19 protein-coding genes and 5 pseudogenes are annotated in these 23,308 nt (G+C 54.6%); 14 read left to right on the top strand and 10 right to left on the bottom strand.

Features of this window, described 5'->3' with window-relative positions:
* The 3 genes and pseudogenes from BCA33_RS15350 to dctP (BCA33_RS15340) all read right to left on the bottom strand — a co-directional run.
* The coding region (locus BCA33_RS15350) for a TRAP transporter large permease subunit (RefSeq protein ID WP_139173029.1) at positions 1 to 296 on the bottom strand (296 nt) is incomplete at its 3' end.
* Positions 293 to 838 (bottom strand): TRAP transporter small permease subunit, encoded by a 546-nt coding sequence (locus BCA33_RS15345; protein WP_071267213.1) that lies wholly within the window; start codon positions 836 to 838, stop codon positions 293 to 295. The genes BCA33_RS15345 and BCA33_RS15350, both read right to left, overlap by 4 nt.
* A 91-nt stretch (positions 839 to 929) precedes the next feature.
* A pseudogene (gene dctP, locus BCA33_RS15340) lies at positions 930 to 1,975 on the bottom strand (TRAP transporter substrate-binding protein DctP).
* 23 nt (positions 1,976 to 1,998) lie between these two features.
* Between dctP (BCA33_RS15340) and BCA33_RS22895 the strand changes: the two are divergent.
* Together BCA33_RS22895 and BCA33_RS22080 are read left to right on the top strand one after the other, a co-directional pair.
* Positions 1,999 to 2,656, top strand: a pseudogene (locus BCA33_RS22895) (enoyl-CoA hydratase-related protein).
* Complete coding sequence (locus tag BCA33_RS22080; RefSeq protein ID WP_254774463.1) at positions 2,647 to 2,880, top strand: hypothetical protein; 234 nt, start codon at positions 2,647 to 2,649, stop codon at positions 2,878 to 2,880. The pseudogene BCA33_RS22895 and the gene BCA33_RS22080 overlap by 10 nt, the downstream one beginning before the upstream one ends.
* Positions 2,881 to 2,886: 6 nt before the next feature.
* On the opposite strand, the gene BCA33_RS15330 is transcribed toward BCA33_RS22080, so the two are convergent.
* On the bottom strand, positions 2,887 to 4,488 hold the full coding sequence (locus tag BCA33_RS15330) for a class I adenylate-forming enzyme family protein (RefSeq protein WP_071267211.1): 1,602 nt from the start codon (positions 4,486 to 4,488) through the stop codon (positions 2,887 to 2,889).
* 155 nt (positions 4,489 to 4,643) lie between these two features.
* Here BCA33_RS15330 and BCA33_RS15325 point away from each other — a divergent pair, with 155 nt between their 5' ends.
* From BCA33_RS15325 to BCA33_RS15290, 8 genes and pseudogenes are all read left to right on the top strand, one after another.
* Positions 4,644 to 5,438, top strand: coding sequence for an SDR family NAD(P)-dependent oxidoreductase (locus tag BCA33_RS15325; RefSeq protein WP_071267209.1), 795 nt, complete (start codon positions 4,644 to 4,646; stop codon positions 5,436 to 5,438).
* Complete coding sequence (locus BCA33_RS15320; protein ID WP_071267207.1) at positions 5,438 to 5,893, top strand: PaaI family thioesterase; 456 nt, start codon at positions 5,438 to 5,440, stop codon at positions 5,891 to 5,893. Before BCA33_RS15325 ends, BCA33_RS15320 begins: the two co-directional genes overlap by 1 nt.
* A 70-nt stretch (positions 5,894 to 5,963) precedes the next feature.
* Positions 5,964 to 7,172, top strand: coding sequence for an acyl-CoA dehydrogenase family protein (locus tag BCA33_RS15315; RefSeq protein WP_254774469.1), 1,209 nt, complete (start codon positions 5,964 to 5,966; stop codon positions 7,170 to 7,172).
* A 69-nt stretch (positions 7,173 to 7,241) separates the two neighbouring features.
* Positions 7,242 to 8,009, top strand: a complete 768-nt coding sequence (locus BCA33_RS15310) for an SDR family NAD(P)-dependent oxidoreductase (protein ID WP_071267203.1) — start codon at positions 7,242 to 7,244, stop codon at positions 8,007 to 8,009.
* Positions 8,010 to 8,178: 169 nt separating this feature from the next.
* Positions 8,179 to 9,243, top strand: coding sequence for a phosphotransferase (locus tag BCA33_RS15305; protein WP_071267201.1), 1,065 nt, complete (start codon positions 8,179 to 8,181; stop codon positions 9,241 to 9,243).
* On the top strand, positions 9,240 to 10,019 hold the full coding sequence (gene surE, locus BCA33_RS15300) for a 5'/3'-nucleotidase SurE (protein WP_071267199.1): 780 nt from the start codon (positions 9,240 to 9,242) through the stop codon (positions 10,017 to 10,019). Before BCA33_RS15305 ends, surE begins: the two co-directional genes overlap by 4 nt.
* Before the next feature lie 25 nt (positions 10,020 to 10,044).
* Positions 10,045 to 11,708, top strand: a pseudogene (locus BCA33_RS15295) (long-chain fatty acid--CoA ligase).
* Between the two features lie 2 nt (positions 11,709 to 11,710).
* On the top strand, positions 11,711 to 12,646 hold the full coding sequence (locus BCA33_RS15290) for a ketopantoate reductase family protein (protein WP_071267197.1): 936 nt from the start codon (positions 11,711 to 11,713) through the stop codon (positions 12,644 to 12,646).
* Between the two features lie 78 nt (positions 12,647 to 12,724).
* Here BCA33_RS15290 and BCA33_RS15285 read toward each other — a convergent pair whose 3' ends face one another.
* From BCA33_RS15285 to BCA33_RS15265, 5 genes and pseudogenes are all read right to left on the bottom strand, one after another.
* Positions 12,725 to 13,180, bottom strand: a complete 456-nt coding sequence (locus BCA33_RS15285; RefSeq protein WP_071267195.1) for a MaoC family dehydratase — start codon at positions 13,178 to 13,180, stop codon at positions 12,725 to 12,727.
* A gap of 12 nt (positions 13,181 to 13,192) precedes the next feature.
* Positions 13,193 to 13,953 (bottom strand): annotated as a pseudogene (locus BCA33_RS15280) (class II aldolase/adducin family protein).
* Between the two features lie 107 nt (positions 13,954 to 14,060).
* The gene (locus BCA33_RS15275) at positions 14,061 to 15,203 is read right to left on the bottom strand and encodes an acyl-CoA dehydrogenase family protein (RefSeq protein WP_071267193.1); all 1,143 of its coding nucleotides are present in this window, start codon (positions 15,201 to 15,203) and stop codon (positions 14,061 to 14,063) included.
* 10 nt (positions 15,204 to 15,213) lie between these two features.
* Positions 15,214 to 16,410 carry an acyl-CoA dehydrogenase family protein gene (locus tag BCA33_RS15270; RefSeq protein ID WP_071267191.1) on the bottom strand — a complete coding sequence of 399 codons (1,197 nt, stop codon included), beginning with the start codon at positions 16,408 to 16,410 and terminating at the stop codon, positions 15,214 to 15,216.
* Positions 16,411 to 16,441: 31 nt separating this feature from the next.
* Positions 16,442 to 17,610 (bottom strand): annotated as a pseudogene (locus tag BCA33_RS15265) (acyl-CoA dehydrogenase).
* 269 nt (positions 17,611 to 17,879) lie between these two features.
* Between BCA33_RS15265 and BCA33_RS15260 the strand changes: the two are divergent.
* A complete protein-coding gene (locus BCA33_RS15260) occupies positions 17,880 to 19,241 on the top strand; it encodes a hypothetical protein (RefSeq protein ID WP_071267189.1) in 1,362 nt (453 codons plus the stop codon).
* 121 nt (positions 19,242 to 19,362) lie between these two features.
* On the opposite strand, the gene BCA33_RS15255 is transcribed toward BCA33_RS15260, so the two are convergent.
* Positions 19,363 to 20,391 (bottom strand): NADP-dependent oxidoreductase, encoded by a 1,029-nt coding sequence (locus BCA33_RS15255; protein WP_071267187.1) that lies wholly within the window; start codon positions 20,389 to 20,391, stop codon positions 19,363 to 19,365.
* Between the two features lie 586 nt (positions 20,392 to 20,977).
* Between BCA33_RS15255 and BCA33_RS22890 the strand changes: the two genes are divergently transcribed.
* The 3 genes from BCA33_RS22890 (at position 20,978) to BCA33_RS15245 (ending at position 23,264) form a co-directional block, all read left to right on the top strand.
* Positions 20,978 to 21,469 (top strand): hypothetical protein, encoded by a 492-nt coding sequence (locus tag BCA33_RS22890; RefSeq protein ID WP_368087258.1) that lies wholly within the window; start codon positions 20,978 to 20,980, stop codon positions 21,467 to 21,469.
* Positions 21,463 to 22,023: a TRAP transporter substrate-binding protein DctP gene (gene dctP / locus BCA33_RS22885; protein WP_368087257.1), complete on the top strand. Its 561-nt coding sequence runs from the start codon at positions 21,463 to 21,465 to the stop codon at positions 22,021 to 22,023. Before BCA33_RS22890 ends, dctP (BCA33_RS22885) begins: the two co-directional genes overlap by 7 nt.
* Before the next feature lie 446 nt (positions 22,024 to 22,469).
* Positions 22,470 to 23,264 (top strand): IclR family transcriptional regulator, encoded by a 795-nt coding sequence (locus tag BCA33_RS15245; protein WP_139173031.1) that lies wholly within the window; start codon positions 22,470 to 22,472, stop codon positions 23,262 to 23,264.
* Positions 23,265 to 23,308: the final 44 nt, after the last annotated feature.

Here is a 23,308-nt window from a genome sequence, read left to right as displayed (position 1 = left end):
GCCAGGCCGCCGCGAAGGCCGCCAAACCACAGTTGCATCATCCGGTACAAATCCCTTGCGACACCGGTTCGCTCCAGAACCATGGCCATGAACACGAAAAGTGGTATGGCAACTAGCGTAAAACTGCCCATGGTGCCCAGGATCTGCGCAGCCACCATATAGAAGGAATCGAATCCCCAGGTGAAATAAAGAAAGATCACAGAAACGCCACCGAGAACAAAAACCAGCGGCAAACCCAGAAGCAATAAGAACAGCAGCGAACCAAAAAACAGCAAGGTCAGAATTTCAATACTCACGACTGCTCTCCTTCAGAAACGCTGTGTTCCGGGCGGTAGTAATTCAGGTTGAATGCTATGGCGATGTCTTCAAGAAGCTTGGCGAGACCCTGAAGTACCAGCAGCCCTGTTCCAATAGGAATGGCAAGCTTGACCGGCCAGACCGGCGGGTTCCAGGCAGAGTAAGACGTCTCCCAGCCAGCTATGGATTCGCTGGCTATATCAATGCCGAACCACAGCAGGGCAAGGGTAAAAATGAAAAATATCGATGAGGTGACGATGTCCATGCACGCGCGCTTTCGGGGCGATAACTGCGAATGCAGAAGGTCGACATTGACATGGCCTCGATGGGCCATAATGTAGCCTCCGGACATGACCGCATAAACGCCGAACAGCATCTGGGTGAGCTCGTTGGTCCAGACCGTGGGTGCGTTCAGCAGATAACGGAAGCCCACCTCCAGCAACAGGAACGCGAACATGGCAAAAATGAGCAGGGCTATCCAGCGCCCGACAAAGTCATTAAGACGGGTAACTCCTCTTATGAATGCGGTAAGCACACTCATGGCATTCTCCGGGCGGATGTTGGGTTTTTTCAGGGATAAAAAGGCCGGACGTCAAAGACTCCGGCCGGTATCACTTATTTGATCTCGGGGTTTAGAGGTAGCCGAGTTCGGCCAGATAGCCTTTCAGCATGTCCAGCGCCTTCTTGGCGTTGGCACTGCGTTCGCCTTCCTCGTCCCACATTACCTGAGCTGTCTTTACCAGCCTGTCCTGAACTTCACTGGGCAGAACGTTTACTTGCACGCCCTGTTCGGCGATGACTTTGGCCAGGGTGACACGCTCTTTATAAAGGTATTCGTTCGTACGAATCCAGAATTGCTCATCGAGCGCATCCTTGACGATTTTCTGCATGTCTGCCGGCAACTTGTTCAGCGCTTTCATGCTGACAACGATGACATCCGTACCCGCGATGTTCAGGCTGGTTGAACGTGGTACTTGGCCACTTCATACAAGCCCATGCTGGCAGCACCCTGAGCGGCGCCCCAATGGGCACCATCAACGATACCTGAGTCCATTGCCGAGTAAAGCTCGCTACCTGGAATATAAGACGCTGCAGCACCCGCTTCGGTCAGGAATTTTTGCAGAACACCGGAAGAGCGAATTTTCAGACTGGTGAAATCTTCCCAGTTTTTGATAGGCTTTTTGATGACCATCTCGGTGGGATACACCTTGTCTGTCGCCCAGTAAACGTCGTGCTCTGCCGCCTCATCACGGAGCATCTGCTCAAAACCCATGCCCTGGTGGAAGTATTCAGCCTCCCAGACGTTGCGGAACGCAAAGGGCAAGCCGGAGGCGATGCCGGCAAGGGAAACTTTGTCTTGGGCATAGGAGGGAGAGATTGTGCCCATTTCCAGAATGCCGCGGCTCACGGCATTGAAGATTTCCTGGGCTTTGAAGAGAGCGCCGGCTTCATAAAGTTTTAGCTTCAGGCGCCCGTCTGTGCGCTCGTCCAGGACTCGCTGCAACCTTCCCAGGCTGTCAGTGTAGGAACTGCTGGCGCCGGGCCAGTGGGATTGCACTTTCCAAGTAAACGTCTCTTGGGCTGCTGCAGGCGCAGCGCTTAGGACAGCGGAAACCCCGATGGTAAGGGCTGACGCGTAAACCGTGAGGTTTTTTCGTGCTTTAGCGAAGAGATTCATGACTGGGCCTCGTTCGTTGTGTAATGACACTTGTTTTTGTTTCACTGTGCAGAACTGGCGACTGCAGGGTGATTTTATGTTTTCTGAATCTATCACATGATTGGGCTTTTGCAATAGGATGTTTTATGCGTAGACCACAGAATGTTCTTTATAAGGATAGTCCAATGATTGAAAGTCGGCAGTCTCAAGGTGTGCTCCAACTCGTTATTAATCGGCCCGAGAAGAAGAACGCCCTGACCCGGGATATGTACCAGCAGATGAGTGATTCCATTCTCCGCGCCAACAGTGACGAGACAGTCAGCGCTATTGTAATCTCAGGAGCGGGGGGGGGTGTTTACTGCTGGAAATGATCTGGATGATTTCCGTGCCCGGGCCACGGATGAAAACCCGGAGCCTTCCGCCGGGCTGGCGTTTATTGAGTCGCTGATGGATTGCGATACGCCGGTTATAGCTGCTGTTGAAGGTTTGGCTATCGGTATTGGCACCACTTTGCTGTTGCACGTGGATGTTGTGGTAGCTGCACAGAGTGCGAAATTCAAAACGGCGTTTGTGGATCTCGGGTTGGTTCCGGAGGCCGCATCGACGGTAACCATGCCCTTGCACCTCGGATCCCGCAGAGCCACTGATTTACTGTTGTTGGGCGTGGTAATCAATGGCAACGATGCCAAAGAATGCGGCTAGTAAGCCGGGTTGTGGATGATGGGCAGGCATTGGTTGAAGCGCTGGCACTTGCCGCAAGCTTGGCAAACAAACCTCGTGAAGCTCTGCGAGCCAGCAAGCGACTGATCCGTGCTCCTTGGCGTGAGCAGATAAAACAAGCGTTAGAGCGGGAGCGTGAGGTGTTTTCTGAGCGGCTTCGATCGGAGGATTGCCGGGCCGCTCTGGATAAGCTGACCCGGCGCTGACCGGGATTAATGCGTGATCGTTTGCCAGTAAGGGGCGCGCAGCTCTCGCTTCAGAACCTTACCTATCGTGGAGCGGGGGAGTTCCTCCCGGAGCTCGATAGTGGAAATGCGCTGGCTTTTGCCCAGCTGCCCGTTGGCCCATTCGAGTATCATAGGCCCGGAATCCTGGTGCCCGGGCTTGAGAACGACCAGGCCCAGAGGAGTTTCACCCCATTGTTCGCTTGGAATGCCGATAACCGCCGCATCGTCCACCGCAGGATGCGCCAATAGCACCTTTTCAAGATCGACCGCGTAAATGTTGAACCCACCAGAAATAATCATGTCCTTGCGACGATCGAGAATATGGATAAAACCGTCCTCGTCGATTCGCCCCATATCTCCGCTGCGATAGAACATGTCGCCCTCAGGACTTTCCCAAAGCATTTCCTGAGTTTGCTCAGGCCGGTTCACGTAGCCCCGCATCATGGAAATCGCACGGCCAACGAGCTCTCCGGTTTCGCCTTTCGACAGCTCGCAGCCATCTTCGTCGATCACGCGCACTTCCGCGCCTTCAGTCGGTATGCCTACCGAGCTCCATTTGTCCGGGTGCGCGGCACAATCGAGGCTGGTGGAAATCCCGCCCTCCGTGAGGCCGTAAACCTCCCGTAGGTTGCCGGGCCAGCGTGCGATAGCATCGGCTATCACTTCCGGCCTCAGGGGTGCGCTGGTGCAAAGTTTCAGCTTGAAATTGGAAAGATCAAAGCGGTCAAATTCCGCGTCAGCCAGAATCCTCTGGTACTGCACCGGTACCAGCATAGCGTGGGTCACACGATGCGTTTCAGCCAGCTGCAGAAACCGCCGGGCGTCAAACTTCGCCATCACCACCAGAGTGCCGCCGTGGAACAGCGTGGGCAACACCGAAACCAGTGTGGTGTTGGAATAGAGTGGCGTTGAGACCAGATTAATGGCATCGCCATCCAGCCCGTAGCGGCTCATGCGTTCCATCTGCCGCTGGCGGAATCTGTAATCGTGAAGGATACCTTTTGGCGTGCCGGTGGTGCCGGAGCTATAGATGATGTTAAAAGCGTCATCCAGCGATACGTCTGCTGGGCGGGCCTCAGCTGAGGCATGGCCAAGCCAGTCTCTCAGTGTCTGGCCAATCCCTTTACTGTCGTCATCCATGGCAACAATACGGTCGTCCGATAGATCCTGCAGCCCGGCCCGAAAGCTGTGAAGGAGATCCCGGTTTTTCTGCGACACAAATAGAAATTGTGCACTGCAATCGGACAGCATCAGGCCCAGTGCTTCGGCGCTGGCCATACCTGAAAGGGGTACCATGCAGCCGCCTGCGGTCAGTACGCCAAGATACAGGGCGATGTAATTCGTGTTGTTTTCCGATAGGGCTGCAACTGAGTCACCAGGTTGTAGGCCGGCATCTCGCAGGCGATTGGCGATCTGGTTGGCCTGATTCAGTAGAGCCCGCCAGCTTACGCTGCCTTGTTCACTGATCAACGCGGGGTGATCCGCGCGAGTGATTGCAAACCCTTGTATCCGGTGGCCGATGGCCTCCATGGGTTCATTTTGGGTTATGGGTGCGTACACCGGCATTTCGCTAAGGTTACTTTTCATTTTTGTGCCTTATGCTGCTATTGTGTTTTGACTAGTGAAATTTACTTCCGATTATATTGACTCAAAAGCGGAAGTCATGACAAATTAATGTGAAAGCAAAACCGCCAGCGTAATAATAAAACCAGATACACAACTGATGCACAAGGAGTAGCGGGATGAGTCGATTTGATGGTCGGGTGGCTATTGTCACCGGAGCAGGCAGCGGGATAGGTCGGGCGACTGCCTTGCGACTGGCGCGTGAGGGTGCCCAGGTGGTTATGGCGGATACGTCCGAATCGGGCCTGATTGAAACCGGGAATCTAATGCCCGAAGGGGCTGAGCACCTCCGTCGCCTCGTCAACGTTGCGGATGAGGCTCAGGTGAAAGACCTGGTAAGCGAAGCCATAGAGGCGTTCGGGAAAATTGACATCCTGTGCAACATCGCTGGTATCGCCAGTACAGGGAAAGGCTATCCACCGGTAACCGAAAACGAGCGAGACGAGTGGGACAAGGTGTTGTCGGTTAATCTGGTTGGCACCATGCTGCTCATTAAGCATGTCGCGCCGCACATGCAGGCTCGCAAACTCGGTTCCATTGTCAATACAGCTTCGGTTGCCGGTATCCGCTCCGGCGCAGGAGGCAATGCCTATAGCGCCTCTAAGGCTGGCGTGATCAACCTCACTATGACCGCTGCGTGTGATCTTGGCGATCACAATATCCGGGTAAACGCTGTCTGCCCGGGCCTGGTTGAGACCGGTATGACACGAGTGGTGTTTGATTACGCTCGAGCTCATGAAAAAGCCCACAAGCTAGGCGGTCGCTGCGAACTGCGCCGTTACGGCGAGCCGGAAGAGATCGCAGCGGCTATTCTGTTTTTTGCCAGTGACGATGCCAGCTATATCACCGGTCAGGCGCTGCCTGTGGATGGCGGAAATACCGCGTCTTTGAATCTGCCAGGAATGAAAGTGTAATGAGTAAGCAAGAATCCCCTGATGTTGATGGTGCATACGTCGATGGTACAGAACTGCCAGGCTTTCATAACCTGCTCGGATACCGTCAGGCTTTCTGGGAGGAAAACGAAGCGGTTATTAAACTGGAGCTTCAGCCACGGCATCTTAACCTTGGTGGTGTCATTCACGGAGGTGTGCTTACGTCGCTGCTTGATATAGCTATGGCCCAAGCCGGCACATACTGCCCCTTTCCGGGGCGGATGCGTAAAGCCATCACATTGTCTTTGACCACTACGTTCACCGGCCAGTGCTCCAGCGGAGCCATTCGTGTGACCGGGCGCAAGCGGGCCGGTGGTACGCGAATTTTCAACAGTACCGGTGAAGTTCATGACGACAAAGGCAACCTGCTTGCCATCGCCGAAGGTACGTTCCGGATCCGATCTGGCAGTGACAAGCCCGAAGGCGTCCCTATTTGATTTTCAATGCATAGAACAAAAAAACAGATCGGCTGCAAAGGCCGGTTAACGATTCAATGTCCAAGAGGAAATCGACATGTTCGAGTTGTCTGACAAAGCAAAAAAACTGCAGGCGCAGTTGATCGAGTTCATGGATGCGTACATTTATCCGAACGAGTCCACACATCACGAACAGGTTGAAAAGGCAGAGAACCGATGGGCACCGGTTCCGATCACCGAAGAACTGAAGGCGAAGGCGAAGGCCGAAGGCCTTTGGAACCTGTTCCTGCCGGAGAGCGATCTGGGAGCGGGTCTGACCAACTTTGAATACGCCCATCTATGCGAAATCATGGGCCGTTCTGAAATGGCCCCGGAAGTGTTCAATTGCTCCGCACCGGATACCGGTAACATGGAAACCATCGCCCGGTACGGTAATGAAGAGCAGCAGGAGCAGTGGCTTAAGCCTTTGCTGGCGGGTGAAATCCGTTCATGTTTCTCCATGACCGAGCCGGATGTGGCCTCCTCTGATGCCACCAATATTGCCTGTGAAATTCGGCGCGAAGGCGATGAATATGTGATCAACGGCAAAAAGTGGTGGTCCTCAGGTGCCATGACGACCTCGGCAAAAATTGCCATCGTAATGGGCAAGACCGATCCGACAGCGCCCAAGCATCAGCAGCAATCCATGATTCTGGTGCCGTTGGATGCGCCCGGCGTGAAGCTGGTCCGCCCGCTGACAGTGTTTGGTTATGATCACGCACCTCACGGTCATGCAGAGGTTCATTACGAAAACGTGCGGGTTCCTGTTACCAATATGCTACTGGGTGAAGGGCGTGGTTTTGAAATCGCCCAGGGTCGTCTTGGGCCAGGTCGCATTCACCACTGCATGCGCACTATTGGTGTGGCTGAGCGTGCGTTGGAGCTGATGTGTAAGCGTGCCAACGAGCGCGAGGCATTCGGCAAGCCGCTGTCCAGCTTTGATTCTATCCGTAAGGACATTGCCCGTAGTCGCATCGAGATCGAGCAGGCGCGACTGTTGACGCTGAAAGCAGCGCACATGATGGATACCGTGGGTAATAAGGTAGCCCGTCAGGAAATCGCCATGATCAAGGTGATTGCTCCGAGCATGGCTTTGAAAGTGCTCGACCGTGCCATTCAGGTGCACGGTGGTGCCGGTGTGAGCCAGGACACCTTCCTCGCGTCAGCCTGGGCCAAGGTTCGGACTTTGCGATTGGCGGATGGCCCGGATGAAGTGCATCTGGATTCCGTCGCCAAAATTGAACTGCGTCAGTACCGCTGATCAGACCGAGGTCATTGAGGGAAGAGCTCTTCCCTCAATGACCCAAGCATTGAGTATGAGGATCAGATGATGAACAACCCACTTTTTGATATGACCGGTAAGGTGGCCCTGATCACGGGTTCCACTAAAGGCATCGGCCTTTCAATCGCCGAAGAAATGGCTCGCCTGGGCGCGAAAGTTGTTATCTCCAGCCGCAAGGCCGAGGCCTGCGAGCGGGTGGCGGATGAACTGAAAGCCCAAGGCTATGAAGCCATAGCGATACCCTGCCACGTTGGCAAAAAAGACGATCTGCAGAACCTGGTGAACAAAACCATCGAAGCCTGGGGCAGTATCGACGTGCTCGTATGCAACGCTGCCACCAATCCAGTCTATGGCCCCACCTCCGCAATGACCGACGAGGCCTGGGACAAGATCATGGACACCAACGTTAAAGGTTCCTTCTGGCTCACCAACATGGTGCTGCCGCAGATGGCAGAGAAAGGCGAGGGTGCCGTTGTGATGCTGTCCAGCATCGCCGGAATTCGTGGTAACACCACCATCGGTACCTACGGTGTATCCAAAGCAGCAGAAGCCGCACTGGCGAGAAACCTAGCTGTGGAATGGGGCCCAAAAGGCATCCGCATTAACAGCATCGCCCCGGGCCTGATCAAAACCGACTTCGCCAAGGCACTCTGGGAAGACCCCGTTCGTGTTAAACGTGCCGAAGATAAGACCCCACTAAGAAGAATCGGCGACCCCGTAGACATCGCCGGCCTGGCTGTATTCCTGTCAACCAAAGCCAGCGCCTACATAACTGGCCAAACCATAGTAGCCGACGGCGGCGAAACCATCTGTTAAGCGAGTAAGCACTGAATTCCGCCAAGGGCTGTGGGTGGTGAGGCTTTTCTGCAGGAAAAAAATGTCTGAGCGCAGCGAGTTGTTTTTTCCGAAAGAAAAAGCCTCACCACCCGCAGACCGCTGCCCCCAAACAAAGGCCGCCACCTGATAACTAAAGGCAACAAAAACAATGAGCATAACCCCAGAGCTGGTAACCGTCCTCCCAGCCCACAAATTCGACGAAGCCAGGCTCCTGTCCTGGCTCCAGCAAGCCATGCCGGGCTTCGGTAACCGCCTTGAGGTAAAACAGTTCCAGGGCGGTCAGTCCAACCCCACGTATCTGTTGGACACCGACAGCGGCCGCTACGTCCTGCGCAAAAAACCACCCGGAAAAACTCTGCCCTCTGCTCACATGGTCGAGAGAGAGTACAAGGTAATCCGGGCACTCTCAGACAACACCAACTTTCCGGTGCCCAAGGCCAGAGTCCTGTGTGAAGACAGCGACATCATCGGTACTCCGTTCTACGTAATGGATTTTCTGGAAGGTCGCATTGTCAGCCATTCCGCCCTGCGAGAGCTGAATCGTCAGGAAAGGTTGCCAGCTCACCACTCCGCCATCGACACACTCGCAGAGCTGCATTCCGTTGATGTGAATGCCGTTGGCCTTGGCGATTACGGTCGCCCGGAAGGCTATGTGGCGCGCCAGGTTTCGCGCTGGAGCAAACAGTACCTGGCGGCCAAAACCGACGATATGCCCGCCATGGACAAACTAATGGCATGGTTGCCCGAAAACCTGCCTTCGACCGATGAGTGCGCCATCGCCCACGGTGACTATCGCTTCGGCAACCTGATGCTGGCTCCGGACAAGCCCGAAGTGATCGCCGTTCTGGATTGGGAGCTTTCTACGCTTGGGCACCCGCTGGCGGACCTGGCATACTACTGCCTGCCTTATCATCTGCCATCGGATATGCCGGGTATGCGCGGACTCCAGGGAGAAGACCTTGAAGCACTGGGCATCCCGGATGAGCAAGAAACCATTGCTCGTTACTGCGCCAAAACAGGCCGTAAAGGCATTACCGACTGGCACGTGTATCTTGCGTTTTCGCTGTTCCGGTTAGCTTCTATCGTCCAAGGTGTCTACAAGCGCGCGCTGGACGGTAACGCCGCCAACGCCAATGCCCTGGAAGTGGGTAAGCGTGCCAGCCTGCTGGCCGAAACCGGCTGGAAAATAGCCAGTGCAGGAGAACAGACATGACAGCACCCATTGTTCGGCGCATCCTCATTACCAACGACGACGGCATTAACGCCCCGGGACTGGAGCGGCTGGAAAAGATTGCACGCAATCTGGCAGAAGAAGTCTGGATCGTTGCTCCGGAGCACGACCGCAGTGGTGCGGGCCAGAGCATCTCCATACATGATCCTTTACGTGTTTACGAAACCGGGGACAAGCGCTATGCGGTTTCCGGCACTCCGGCGGACTGCGTGCTTTATTCTCTTGCGCATTGGTTTGATGAAACGCCTCCGGATCTTGTGTTGTCTGGTGTCAACTGCGGTGCCAATATCAGCGATTCGGTGCAGTATTCGGGCACGGTTGGTGCGGTACTCAGCGCTCAGCACATGAACATTCCAGCTATTGCCCTGAGCCAGGCTTTTCTGTCGAGAGACGGTATTCAATGGGCGCCCGTCGAGCGCTTTGGTGAAGCGATAATACGCAGGCTGTGGCAGCCGGGTGAAACACGGGCCTGGAACGTGAATTTTCCGGCCTGCGAAGCCGGGGAAATTGTCTCTGCTCGCTGGTGTAAACAGTCCAACGGTTCCATTCAGCAAGCCCGCCTGCAGGCAGGCAGGGACGCCCGAAGTTTGCCTTACTGGTGGCTGGGTTTTGATCGCAGCTCCCTGCATATTGTAGCGCCCGATTCCGACGTAGCCGTGCTGAGAGATAGGGCGATTGCCATTACACCCCTGCGACACGAAGGCCCCCTCCCCGGGGATACCAAAGAATTTGATTTGTCTGCCCTGCAGACAGACTGATTTAAACCTGGAGAGAACAATGTCCATGTTCACACGCCACTATGCGGTCTGGCCTAAAGAGTTGCCCAAGACCATGACTCTGCCGAAAACCAGCGTTTTCACCAATCTGGAAATCTCGGCCCTGCGCTATCCCGACCACACAGCCATCATTTTCTACGATGCGTTCATCACCTACCGTCGGCTGCTGGCGGAAGTGGAGGCCATGGCAGGTTACCTGCAGGCGCAGGGTGTGAAAAAAGGCGATCGGGTGCTGCTGTATATGCAGAACTCGCCGCAGTATGTGATTTCCTACTACGCCATTCTGCGGGCAGATGCCGTGGTAATCCCGATAAACCCGATGAACCGGGCCGCAGAGCTGGAACACTATATTGCGGATACGGGCTCGGCGGTATGCCTGGCAGGTCAGGAGCTGGCTGAATACATTACGCCGCTGCTGGTGAACACCGATCTGGAACAGATCGTGGTGGCCTCTTACAGCACCTACATCAAGCCTGATACCGACCTGGATCTGCCTGCGGAAGTCGCAAGCCCGGCCTGGTCGGGCGCTGCTCCGGGCCTAATAAGCTGGGAGAACGCTATGGCGGCAGGCCTTAGCCTCAAGAACATACGGCAGGCCCGGACGATCTGGCAGTCTTCCCCTATAGCTCTGGTACAACCGGTGCACCAAAAGGCTGTATGCACACTCATCGTTCGGTGATGGCAACGGCGGTACACCGTGTGTTCTGGAACTTGAGCACTTGCGACAGCGTGCAGTTGGCCACCCTGCCGTTTTTCCATGTAACCGGCATGACCGGCTCCATGAACGGGCCGATTTTTGCTGGCTCCACAGCGGTGATTATGACGCGCTGGAATCGCACCACCGCATCAAGGCTCATTGAACGCTACAAGGTCTCCGCCTGGACCAACATCGTGACCATGGCGGTGGACTTTCTTTCCAATCCGGATATCGACAAGTACGACCTCTCCAGCCTCAAGATGATTGGCGGCGGAGGTGCCGCCATGCCCGGCGCCGTTGCGGAAAAGCTCAAAAGGCTGACGGGGCTCAACTACATTGAGGGCTATGGTCTGTCAGAAACCATGGCCGCAACCCACATCAACCCTAACGCGATGCCCAAAGCCCAGTGTTTGGGTATACCCGTGTTTGATGTGGATAGCCGGATTATTGATGTGGATACTCTGGAAGAGAAAGGGCCGGGTGAAACCGGTGAGATCGTTTCCTGTGGCCCGCAGGTGACCATCGGCTACTGGAATCGGCCGGCCGAAACCGATGCGGCGTTCATCGAAATTGACGGCAAGCGTTTCTTCCGCACCGGCGATCTCGCGTATTACGACGAAGAGGGTTACTTTTTCATGGTTGATCGCCTTAAGCGAATGATCAACGCCTCCGGATTCAAAGTGTGGCCTTCGGAAGTTGAGAGCCTGATGTATCGACATCCTGCCATTCAGGAGCTGTGCATTATTTCGGCCCCGGATCCCAAACGTGGTGAGACGGTGAAGGCCTGTATCGTGCTCACACCTGAAGCGGAAGGCAACACCAGCGTTGAGGATATTACGGGGTGGTGCAAGGAACAGATGGCGGCCTATAAAATACCCACCATAGTTGAATTTTCGAGTACCTTGCCAAAGTCCCCCACGGGCAAATTGATGTGGCGAGCGCTTCAGGAAGAAGAATGGAAAGGAAGGGACTGATCATGAATAATAAACCCAGTATTCTGATTGTAGGTGCCGGAGCTATTGGTAGCTTCTACGGTGCCATTCTGAAGCAAGCCGGTTGTTCCGTGAGCACTGTGTTGCGCTCAGATTATGATGCGGTCAAAGCCCAGGGTATTCGTATCACAAGCCCGCTCGGAGACCTGTCCTACGAGCCGGATCATGTATACCGCGATGGTGACTTGCCTGAAGAAACACCAGACTTTCTGATTCTGTGCGTGAAAGTTCTGCCCGGTGAGGATCGGGTTGCACTGGTTGCGCCCTGGATGGGCGAGAAGACCCGTCTGGTGCTGATCGAAAACGGTCTGGATATCGAAAAAGAGCTGGCCGATGCCTATCCGGACAACACGCTTATAAGCTGCCTGGCCTTCATTGCCGCAAGCCGCACAGAATCCGGTGTGGTTGAGCATAAGGCTTACGGCAAGTTAGTGATGGGGCGTTATCCGGAAGGTGTTGATGAGAGCTGCCGCATTTTGTCTCAACTGTTTATAGACGGCGGTATCAAGATCGACCTGACTGAACGTGTTGTAGGCGAGCGCTGGCGCAAGTGTCTCTGGAATACCCCATTCAACCCTTTGTCTGTTATTGCCAACGGTGCGGATACTCGAACCATTCTGGATACAGCGGGCGGCGAAGAGCTGATCAGGGCCATGATGCGTGAGGTGATAGAGGTAGCTGCGGCAGAAGGCTATCCCATGGATGAGGCGTTGATTGATCAGAACATCGACGGCACCCGCAAAATGCCTGCCTACAAGAACAGTATGGCGCTGGATTATCTGAACGACCGCCCGATTGAGCGGGAGGCAGTATTGGGTAACGTGGTGACGTTAGCCAAGCGCCGTGGCATTGCAGTACCTCACCTGAATACGGTGCTGGTTACTCTGAAGATGCGTGCTGCCCTGGAAGGTCGGGAATAGTATTTAGAGGGTATTCAGATAGTATTCAGAGCCCGCTTGCCGGGCTCTGAATAACGCGGTCTCACTCAAAAGCCTTGCTCAGACTACGTACATAGCAAGATTTTCTGCTACGCAGGCCGGTTTGTCCTGGCCGTCTATTTCTATCGTGGTTTTGTACATCGCCAGTGTTCTGTTGTCGCCCACGGATTCAACGCCTATCAGTTCGACCTTGGTGCGGATGTCCGAGCCCACCGGCACCGCCGCCGGAAAGCGTAGTTTGTTCATTCCGTAGTTAATAGTTGCCTTGGTGCCCGTTACCCGCAGCGCTTGGGGGTTGAGCCTGGCGATCAGCGATACCGTCAGATATCCATGGGCGACCGGGCTTTTCCATGGAGACTCCCGCTTTGCCCGCTCCACGTCCACATGAATCCACTGGTGATCTCCCGTAGCATCGGCAAATGCCCCGACCATTTCCTGGGTAATGGTCAGCCAGGGGCTGTAGCAACACAGACGCCCTTTGTGGCCGTCCAGTTCATCGAGATGTATTTCAGTCATACTGTAACCTTCCTATACTGCATAGCCTGGGCTTTTGCTGTCCAGCAGGCGCAACAGTGCCGGCCAGGTAAGCTTCGCGGCACTGCCCAAGGACTGTGACTGTTCTTTAGTTGTACGAATGGCTTGCTCGGAGGGCATCCACACAGGGCCACAGCTTTGCGCTTTAACCTGTATCTCGCAGGCTTTCATCAAGAAGTACAGGTACGTAAAGGTTTCCGGTACGTCTTTCCCTGCGGTAAGTACGCCGTGGTTGCGCAGCATCATCATGGATTTGTCGCCAAGATCTCGTATCAGGCGCTCACGCTCATCCAGATTCAGTGCTACGCCTTCGTAATCGTGGTAGCTCAGGTGGTCAAGACAAAGCATGGCCGTCTGGCTCAGGGGCAACAGACCGTCCCGGTGAGCGGACACGGCCACGCCATCGGGAGCATGAAGGTGCATGACGGCGCCTGCGTCGTCGCGACCCATGTGCACGGCGCTGTGGATGGTAAAACCGGCGGGGTTCACCCTGCCAAGCCCTCCGGCCGCCACAACCTGCCCATCTTTATCCACTTTAACCAGGGACGAAGCGGTAATCTCATGGAAAAGTAGGCCGTAGGGGTTAATAAGGAAGTGGTGCTCGGGGCCAGGCACCCGAGCAGAGAGGTGCGTGAAAACCAGATCGTCCCACCCAAACAGAGCAACGAGACGATAGCTGCCGCCAGCTCACTGCGAACCTGCCATTCTGCGTCTTTCAGTGTATTTGCTTCGGTACTGGAGGTGTTTGTTGTCATGTTGTTCACCTTGTTTCTGATTTTGCATAAAAAAGGGGGTGGCAAGCCACCCCCGAAAAAGACCTCTGGTTGATCAGAGAGAGGTCTCCGACTCACTGATCAGGGGCTTAGCTTGCCTGTAAAAGGGCGGCGTAGCGCTCCAGGTGAAAATCGTCATCACCCAGTTGGTGGTTGATCATGATCAGACGCTTGGCGTAGTGGGCGAAGTTATATTCCCACGTCATGCCGATGCCGCCATGAGATTGTATACCCTGTTCTGAAATAAACTGCCCGCTGCGGCCGATGACATTTTTTGCTGCGGCCAGCACGCGGCGGCGGTCAGTACTCTGTTCTTCGTCTGCCACGCTGGCTGCCAAGATCGCCATAGAGCGGGCCTGTTCCAGTTCAGACATCATGTCTACCATGCGGTGCTGAAGTACCTGAAACTTGCCGATGGGTACGCCAAACTGCTTGCGCTGTTTGAGGTAATCCAGCGTCAGCTCGTTGGCAATTTCCATAACCCCCACAGCTTCCGCACACAGCGCTGCAATGGCGCGGCCTGATTGATACTCAATCACCTCGGCGGCACTGCCTTCTTCGCCCAGCAGGGCGTCAGCACTTACCTGAACATTGTTCAGGGTAACGTCGCAACCCTTGGATCCGTCGATGGTGGGATAAACCCGGCGCTCTATTCCAACGGTATCCGCTTTAAGTGCAAACAGGCTGATGCCTTCGGCATCACGGCTATCACCCGAGGTGCGAGCGGATATCAGCATGATATCGGCACAGTGTCCGCCAATCACCACAGCCTTTCGGCCATTGAGCACGTAGCCTGAGTCGTTTTTCTCAGCGCGGGTTTCCACGTCGTTCAGATCGTAGAAACTTTGGGGCTCCTGAAGCGCAACCGCCGCTTGCAGTTCGCCGCTGGCGATGCCGCTCAACCAGGTTTCTTTCTGGCTAGCGTTGCCCGCCTGGTTGATCAGGCCCCCCGCAAAAATAATGGACTGCAGGTATGGCTCCAGGCACAGGCCGCGGCCCAGTTCGGTCATGACAGACTGTACTTCTACTCCGCCACCGCCGAAGCCGCCCAGCTCTTCTGCGAAAGGCACGGCTGTCAGCCCCAGTTCGCTGAGCTGCTTCCAGAAATCAACGCTGAAACCGGCATCGGTTTCACTGAATTCCAGGCGCTTTTCAAAACTGTATTCACCGCGCACCAGACGGGCCACGGTGTCCTGCAGCATCTGCTGCTCTTCATTGAGTCGGAAATCCATGGTCGTCTCCTTAAAGCCCGAGAATCATTTTCGACACGATATTTTTTTGGATCTCGTTGGATCCGCCGAAAATCGAGAGCTTACGGTTGTTGAAATACTGTGCCGAAAGGGGGGCGGCGTTCTCGTCTGAAAGGAACTCGCCTTTGTAATCGAGGCTTAGCTCTTCTTCCACAAACGGGATGGCATAAGGCCCAATGGCTCGGCGTGCCAGGTCGTTAATAGCCTGGCGAATTTCTGTGCCTTTAACCTTCAGCATAGAGCTCTCAGCGCCGGGAACTCCGCCGCCTTCAACCGCCGCAATGATGCGCAGGTTGCTGGTGGTTGCGGCCATCAAATCGATCTCAACCTTGGCAATGCGCTGGCTGAATGTTGTGTCTTCAATCAGCGGGCGGCCATTCTTGATGCGGCGTGATGCCAGCGCTTTCAAGTGAGACAGCGCGGCTTTGGACAAGCCGATGCCGGCCAGGCCTGTGCGCTCGTACGTCAGCAGGAACTTGGCGTAGGTCCAGCCTTTATCTTCTTCACCCACCAGGTTTTCAACCGGAACTTTTACATCTTCAAAAAAGACTTCGTTCACTTCGTGCTCGCCATCGAGGGTGATGATCGGGCGTACGGTGATGCCTGGTGTGTTCATGTCGATCAACAGAAAGGAGATGCCTTCCTGTGCCTTTACCTCGGTGTTGGTGCGTACCAGGCAAAAAATCATGTTGGCGTACTGACCAAGGGTGGTCCAGGTTTTCTGACCACTCACAATGTAGTGGTCGCCTTGGCGCACGGCGCGGGTTTTCAGTGATGCCAGATCGGAGCCCGCACCTGGTTCTGAATAGCCTTGGCACCACCAGTCTTCGCCGCTGAGAATGCGGGGTAGGTAGGTCTGTTTCTGTTCTTCGTTACCAAATTTGATGATAACGGGCGCCACCATGTTAACGCCGAATGGAATAGAGCGGGGCACGCCGTAGCGGCAGGACTCTTCATCCCAGATGTGCTTCTGAATCGGTGTCCATTTCACACCGCCGTACTCTTCCGGCCAGTGCGTGGCGTACCAACCTTGCTTACAGAGAATCTTCTGCCAGAGCTGGTGGTCCTCTTTGGACAGATGACGGAAGCCCTTCACTTTGGCGGCAAGGTCTGCCGGCAGTTTCTCATCCAGGAATGCCCGCACTTCGTTGCGGAAAGCGAGCTCCTCGGCGGTGTAGTTCATGTTCATGATTAGCCTCGTCGTGTTGGGCTTTTTGGTATCAGCTAAACGCTGCGATTCCCGTTTGGCCACGGCCAAGAATCAGGGCGTGAACGTCATGAGTGCCTTCGTAGGTATTCACAGCTTCGAGGTTCATGACGTGACGGATTACGTGGTATTCGTCGGATATACCGTTACCGCCATGCATGTCACGGGCAACCCGTGCGATGTCCAGAGCCTTGCCGCAGTTGTTGCGCTTGAGCAGAGAGATCGCATCCGGAGTGGCGTCACCGGAATCCATCATGCGGCCCAGCTGCAGAACGGCCTGCAGGCCCAGAGCGATTTCGGTCTGCATGTCTACCAGCTTCTTCTGGATCAGCTGGTTGGCAGCCAGAGGCCTGCCGAACTGCTTGCGCTCAAGGGTGTAGCTGCGGGCTGCGTGCCAACAAAATTCAGCAGCGCCCAGGGAGCCCCAGCTGATGCCGAAACGGGCCTTGTTCAGGCAACTGAAGGGGCCTTTCAAACCCTCTACTTCCAGCTTGTTTTCATCCGGTACAAATACCTCATCCATAAAGATAGAGCCGGTGTCTGATGCGCGGAGTGAAAACTTGCCAGGAATTTTCGGGGTTTCCAGGCCTTTGGCGCCTTCACGCTCGATAACAAAGCCGCTCACTTTGCCATCCAGCTTGGCCCAAACCACACACACATCGGCGATAGGCGAGTTGGTAATCCAGGTTTTGGATCCGCTCAGCAGGTAGCCGCCGTCCACTTTCTTGGCGCGGGTTTCCATGCCTCCAGGATCGGAGCCGTGGTTAGGCTCGGTCAGGCCGAAACAGCCAACCATCTCGCCAGAGGCCAGCTTAGGCAGGATGCGCTTCTTCAGGCCTCCTGGCCAAAGGCATGAATCGGGTGAATAACCAGTGAAGACTGAACGCTTAGAGCGGAACGGTATGCAGAATCGACACGCTCTACTTCGCGGGCGATCAGTCCGTAACAGACGTGATTGAGGCCAGGGCCGCCATATTCTTCTGGCAGGGTGGCACCGAGCATGCCCAGGTCGCCCATCTCGTTGAAGATATTGCGGTCGAACTTTTCATGGCGGTTGGCCTCGATGATGCCTGGCATCAGACGTTGATCACAGAAACCGCGAATGCTGTCCCGAACCTGGCGCTCGGTTTCATCCAGTTGCTTTTCAAGCTGCAGAAGGTCATCCCAAGGTGCAGAAGCCATGTTATTTCTCCTCAGTAAAATCAGTTGTTAACTTGCTCAATCAAAGCGGTAATGCCTCTTACGTTCGGGTTCAGTAGAGAACCTGGTAAAGGGCGCCCGGAGATAGCCGGGAATAAAAGATTCAGGACTGTTTTGTCGTTTATGCTAGTATCGTTTCGTTAAGCGAAACTAAGTTTTGTATTGAGTTAGTAAAAGACTAATCCGGGTGTGTGTGAAATGCAAGCAGAGACCATCTCCGTCAGCGTGATCTTGACAAAGGCAGGGCAGGCATGAGTACTGCCGATCGCTGGCTATTACCTTTTGCGGTTTTGATTGAACTGATTGCTATAGGCTTTTCTAGCACTCAGCTCGGTGCAATTGCGGGCGTGTTGTTCATTGTCTGTTTTTTGTGGGCGGGGGGGCGCCTGCAGGCATACTCTCGCATTTTGTTGTTGGTTTCATTGGTAGTCACTGCGTGGTTTTTTGTTCGTGGCCAGCTGGGTATGGACCGGTTAATCAAAGCGTCTGCTGATGCGGCGTTTTACGCCGCATTTCTTGCCAGCCTGGGGATGATGCAATGCCTGGTCAGGCGCTTTGAAGTGCTACGCCGGATCCATGATGTTTTGTTGGGTGGTTCGGCGGTCTGGTTGTATCCGAAGTACGCTCTGGTTAGCTGTGGCATTGCCTCAGTGTTGAGTTTCGGCATGATGAATCTATTGTGTGGCAGCCTTTCGGAAACCTTGCAGGAGCGTGGAATTACCGGTGAATCCCGCCTGCAGTGGCTGCGTAGCGTTCTGGTAAGCGCGCTTCGCGGTTTTGCTCTTGTTCCCCTGGTGGCGCCAACCAGTGTCGCCGTGGCCATACTGACCCGTGAACTGCCTCAGTTAAGCTGGTCTATGCTTTTGCCCTACGGACTTGCGGCGTCCGTGGTCCTGATTGCGGTTGGCTGGTTGCTGGAGCAACGTCGTTTTCGGCAGGTCAGCAGCGAGCGTGTGATTTTGGAGCAGTGGCCACCAGGCACTTTGCGGCTACTAGGGCTGGTCTTAACTGTATTTACCGTTATGGCGGTTATCGTTGCTTTGACTAACTTCAAAGTGTCAGTCGCTGCCATGATGGCAGTGCCATCCGTTACACTTCTGTATATGGCGTGGCAGGATCGATCGCTTGGGATTGTGCTCAAGGAGAGCGTGACTCAGGTTTCCTCCATGAATAATGAAATGGCGATTTTTGCCGCGTCGGCCATTCTGGGAGTGTCAGTCTCCAGCGTGATTCCCGAGGATGCCCTAAGTGGCCTTGTGAACTCCGCTGGCGGAATGTGGGTGCTCGCAGCCGCTGGCATGCTCAGCCTGCCGCTGCTATCAGCCATTGGGATTATTCCGATTACGGTGCTGAGCGTTTTGGCTGGCCTGCTACCGCAGCTTATTGCGGAAGGCATGGATCCGATTCTGATATCCATAGCCTTGGTTATCGGCTTTTCTTTGGCGATGATGCTCTCACCCTTCGGGCCGGCTGTGATGCTGCTGTCCCGCTTTGGTCAGGTGCCTCGTATGGTGGTGGCGTTCCGCTGGAATGGCGTGTTTGTATTGATGGCAGTGCCACTGTTGCTGGCGCTTCTCGCTTTCGAGATCGTTGTCTTGCCAGTTATTCAGTAAGGGACGCTTCCAGAAGTTTTTTACTCTGTCAGTGCGTGTTCAGGCGACCTTTCGCGGCCGGACGTGGATCTGTACCAGACGCTCTCCCACATACTGGTGCGGCACCGATCCTTTTGCTGGATTACCGCGTCGGATCTGGCGCAACCCGCACCAGCATCTTGCCGCGGTTTTTACCCTGCAACAAACCTTGGAAGGCGCTAACGGCATTCTCTAAACCGTCGACGATGTCCTCCTGATAATGGATATTGCCGTCCTGAATCCACTGGCTCATGTCGCGGCGAAAATCCGCCAGGTGTTCGAGATGATCCGACTGGATGAAACCACGCAACATTAACCGCTTGACCAGAATCTTGCCCATGAACGGCACCAATCGATCCGGCCCCTCTGGTAACGACGTCTGATTGTAGTGAGCGATACGGCCGCAGATCGGAATGCGGGCAAAGTCGTTGACCAGCGTCATCACTGCATCAAACACCCGACCACCGACATTCTCGAAATAGATGTCGATGCCATCGGGGCAGGCCTTCTCCAGCTGGGCTTCGAAATCGTCGTCTTTGTAATTGACGCAAGCATCAAAACCATATTCCCGGACCACATGGTCGCACTTGTCCGGTGCCCCTGCGACGCCAACAACACGACAGCCCCGCATCTTGGCGATCTGTCCGACCACCTGGCCAACGGCACCAGCGGCGGCGGATACCACAACCGTATCACCCTGCTTGGGCTGGCCAAAAAGCAGCAATCCCACGTACGCAGTGAAGCCGGGCATACCCAATACGCCGACCCCGGTACTGATCGGTGCCTGAGCCGGGTCAAGCTTTACCAGTGTATCCGCGTTGGCTACGGCATAGCGCTGCCAGCCATTGCTGCTAAGCACGTAGTCGCCGGCACTCACCGCCGTACTGTTGCTGATCACAACTTCACTGATGGTCTGCCCTCCCATCACCTCACCGAGCTCAACGCTCTTGGCATAGGAGGCGGCATCGTTCATGCGCCCGCGCATATAGGGGTCCAGCGATAGATAAATCGTCTTCAACAGAGCCTGACCCTCCCCGGGCTCGGGCAAAGCGCTGTCCTGCAGCTTCAGGCTATGCTCGTCAGGCATGCCGATTGGGCGCTTGGCGAGTATATACTGTTGATTTTTATCCATTTGTTACTCCGATGGTTGCACCATGAGAGCGGGTGCTTGAAAAAAACATGAAACTTAGGACTCTCTTGTATCTCGCGTAAGCGAAATAAAGGAAACAATAACGATCGCTCGCGGTGAACTAACCAGCCACAAAGGTGAAGTCATTGGCTGCAGCCTTTGGAAAAGCCCCGTGGCGAGCCCAGCTTACCCGCTCATGCATTGCACGACAATCGTGCCGCGCTTGAGAGTCATATCGATCAAAACAGTTGCTCAACAATATATCCGGGCTATTCAGTGTGCTCGGGAAGCGCTTCTGAGCCAACGAATAGCTAAGGTCAGCCAGGTTTGAGGTCTTGAGGGTGAATACGGCACCGTTGCTCCTCTCGGCAGTTGGATTCCGGGAGGATCTACGCCCGAACACTGTTGGCAAAGTATTGAAACGGAAGTTGCGGGCTGCCTACCTGAAACAGTAGGTATCTGCTAAATATTGAAAAAAGACCATCACATGCTAGACTAAAAAAACAATAGTTCGCTTCGCGGTCCTCAATACCGCACTGCGGACGAAAACGACAACAACACAACAGATACAATAACAAGAGGTAATACTATGAAAATCCTTACTCACTATCGCAAAAAACTCGTTATTTATGCCTCCGCCATTACACTCGGCGTTGCAGGTGCTCTGGTTGTGAGCCCCGCTGCCGCACAAGAGACCTTCACCTGGAAGGTGCAGTCTCACTATCCCAGCTCCAGCGTCTCGTATCAGGATAGCCTTGTACGTCTGAAGGATGTACTTGAGGAGCGCACAGATGGCCGCCTGAAGCTCAGGCTTTACGAATCAGGCGCACTGTTCAAGGCCCGGGAGACGTTTAAAGCCGTCAGTCGTGGCATTATTGAAATGGGTACCATCAACGCGTCGTATGCTCAGGATTCAGTCAGCCTTGCTGCCATTGCTGCAGGTCTGCCGTTTGCTTTCCAGAATGTCTGGGAAGCCGTTTATTTCCACGAGAACCTCGGATTCGAGCAGATGTTGCGGGACGAAGCAGCGGAACACGGCGTTTACTGGGCTACCGAAAAGGCTATCCGACCGAGATGGTGATCAAGAAACCTATTAATAGCTGGGAGGACTTTACTCGCCTGAAGATTCGCTCCACCGGCTCACTGCAGAGGTTCCTGTCGGAAGCCGGTGCGGCGGCGTCCTATGTTTCCGGCGGTGAACTCTATACCGCGCTGGATACCGGTGTTTTGGACGGTGCTCACTGGGGCGCAGCGCAGGGTGCTGCGAGCATGGGGCTTTATGAAGTAGCCAAGTACCACGTCAAGCCGAGCTTGACCATTGCCGGCACTGATGCCTTTCTCGTCAACCAGAAAGCCCTGGATAAGCTGCCGGAAGACATGCAACAGATCGTCAAGCAGGCGTTGAAAGAGATTTTTTGGGCGCGCACCAATGAGTACTTGTATCAAGAGCGCGTTGCTCTCGCTAAAGCGATTGCCGAAGACGGTGTCAAGATTAATACCTTGCCCGATGACGTCCGGGAGCGCTTGGTGAAAACCGCCCAGCGCATGTGGAAAGAAGAGGGCAAGCGCAGCGAAAGAACTCAGAAAGCTCTGGACATGCTGAATAGCTACCGGACAGATCTCGGGTACCTCTAAGCCAGCAAGCCAATGCGCCGGGTACGCCTCAATAGAGGCTGCCCGGTTTTTTTGTCACAGTTTTGCGAACGGGAGATCGCCATGCTTGCGTTCCCGGTAAGCCGTAGCCCGGTCAAGCACCTGGTAACGTGAAGACGCAGTGGGATCGGAGCCGGAATGACTGCTAACGCTCGCCTGGGTGGGGTGTTCAGAATAGGCAGTCAGGCAAAACTACATACCAATTTTTACTCAAGGCTGGCAGTTTTCGAGCTTTAGGGTGCGATTTTAAAAGCAGATGTTTCATTTTGATGGTAGTTTTGGCCGGAGTTTGTGGTACTTGCATTCATCAACGATTAAAATGCTGCATTCTTTATATACACAGAACTTAGAGCCCGGAACATGGGGCAGGCGACGTTGTTGGAGGACGCCACATTATGTCAAAAGCAAAAACTACTTCACTGGACTTGATGGCTGCTTCCGATGACGGCGAGCCGGTGAAGCCGGAGAAGGATCGGAAGTTCGTCGAAGCACTGTCCCGTGGTCTGGATGTGTTACGTGCTTTCAGTCAGGGCTCGGTCATTCTCGGTAATCAGGATATTGCCCGGCTTACCGGGCTGCCCAAGCCAACAATTTCTCGTATGACATACACCCTGACCAAGCTGGGGTATCTAAGCTACAGCACTCAACTGGAAAAATATCAGCTCAGCTCTGGTGTGCTGGCATTGGGTTATGCTTACGTATCGAACTTGAAAGTCCGCCAGTTAGCCAAGCCTTACATGGATGAATTTGCGCGCCAGACTAACATGTCTGTCGGCCTGACTTGTCGTGACCGGCTTCACATGATCTATGTAGAAAATCGTCTGCCTCCGGAAGCTTCTTTGCTGCGTATGGATATTGGTATCAAGCTGCCCATGTCGACCACATCAGCAGGCCGGGCTTATTACTGCTCGGTTTCTGATAAAGGGCGTAAGGTTATTGAAGATGCAATGGAGTTAAAGTACGGCCCAGAATCCTGGCCCGAGAAAAAGGAAGGGCTGGATCGTGCCATGGAGGATTTCAAGCAGTATGGCTTCTGTCTTTCCATCGGCGAGTGGGATCGCAATATTAACTCTGCCGGTGTGCCTGTTCATCTGCAGGACGGCACTATTATGACATTGACTTGTGCCGCACCTTCCTATTTGGTTTCGGCTGAAAAGCTTCGCGGCTCTATTGCCCACCAGCTTGCCATGCTGGCGAGTGACATTGAGACACTGGGCGTTTAATCTGGTTCCGGAGCGCCATGCCCGCCGGTTTTTACCCCCCGGGC

The organism is Marinobacter sp. AC-23, from assembly GCF_001858325.1.
Lineage (GTDB): Bacteria > Pseudomonadota > Gammaproteobacteria > Pseudomonadales > Oleiphilaceae > Marinobacter.
Note: the sequence above shows the minus strand (reverse complement) of the source record. Positions and strands in the feature narration are given on the sequence as shown.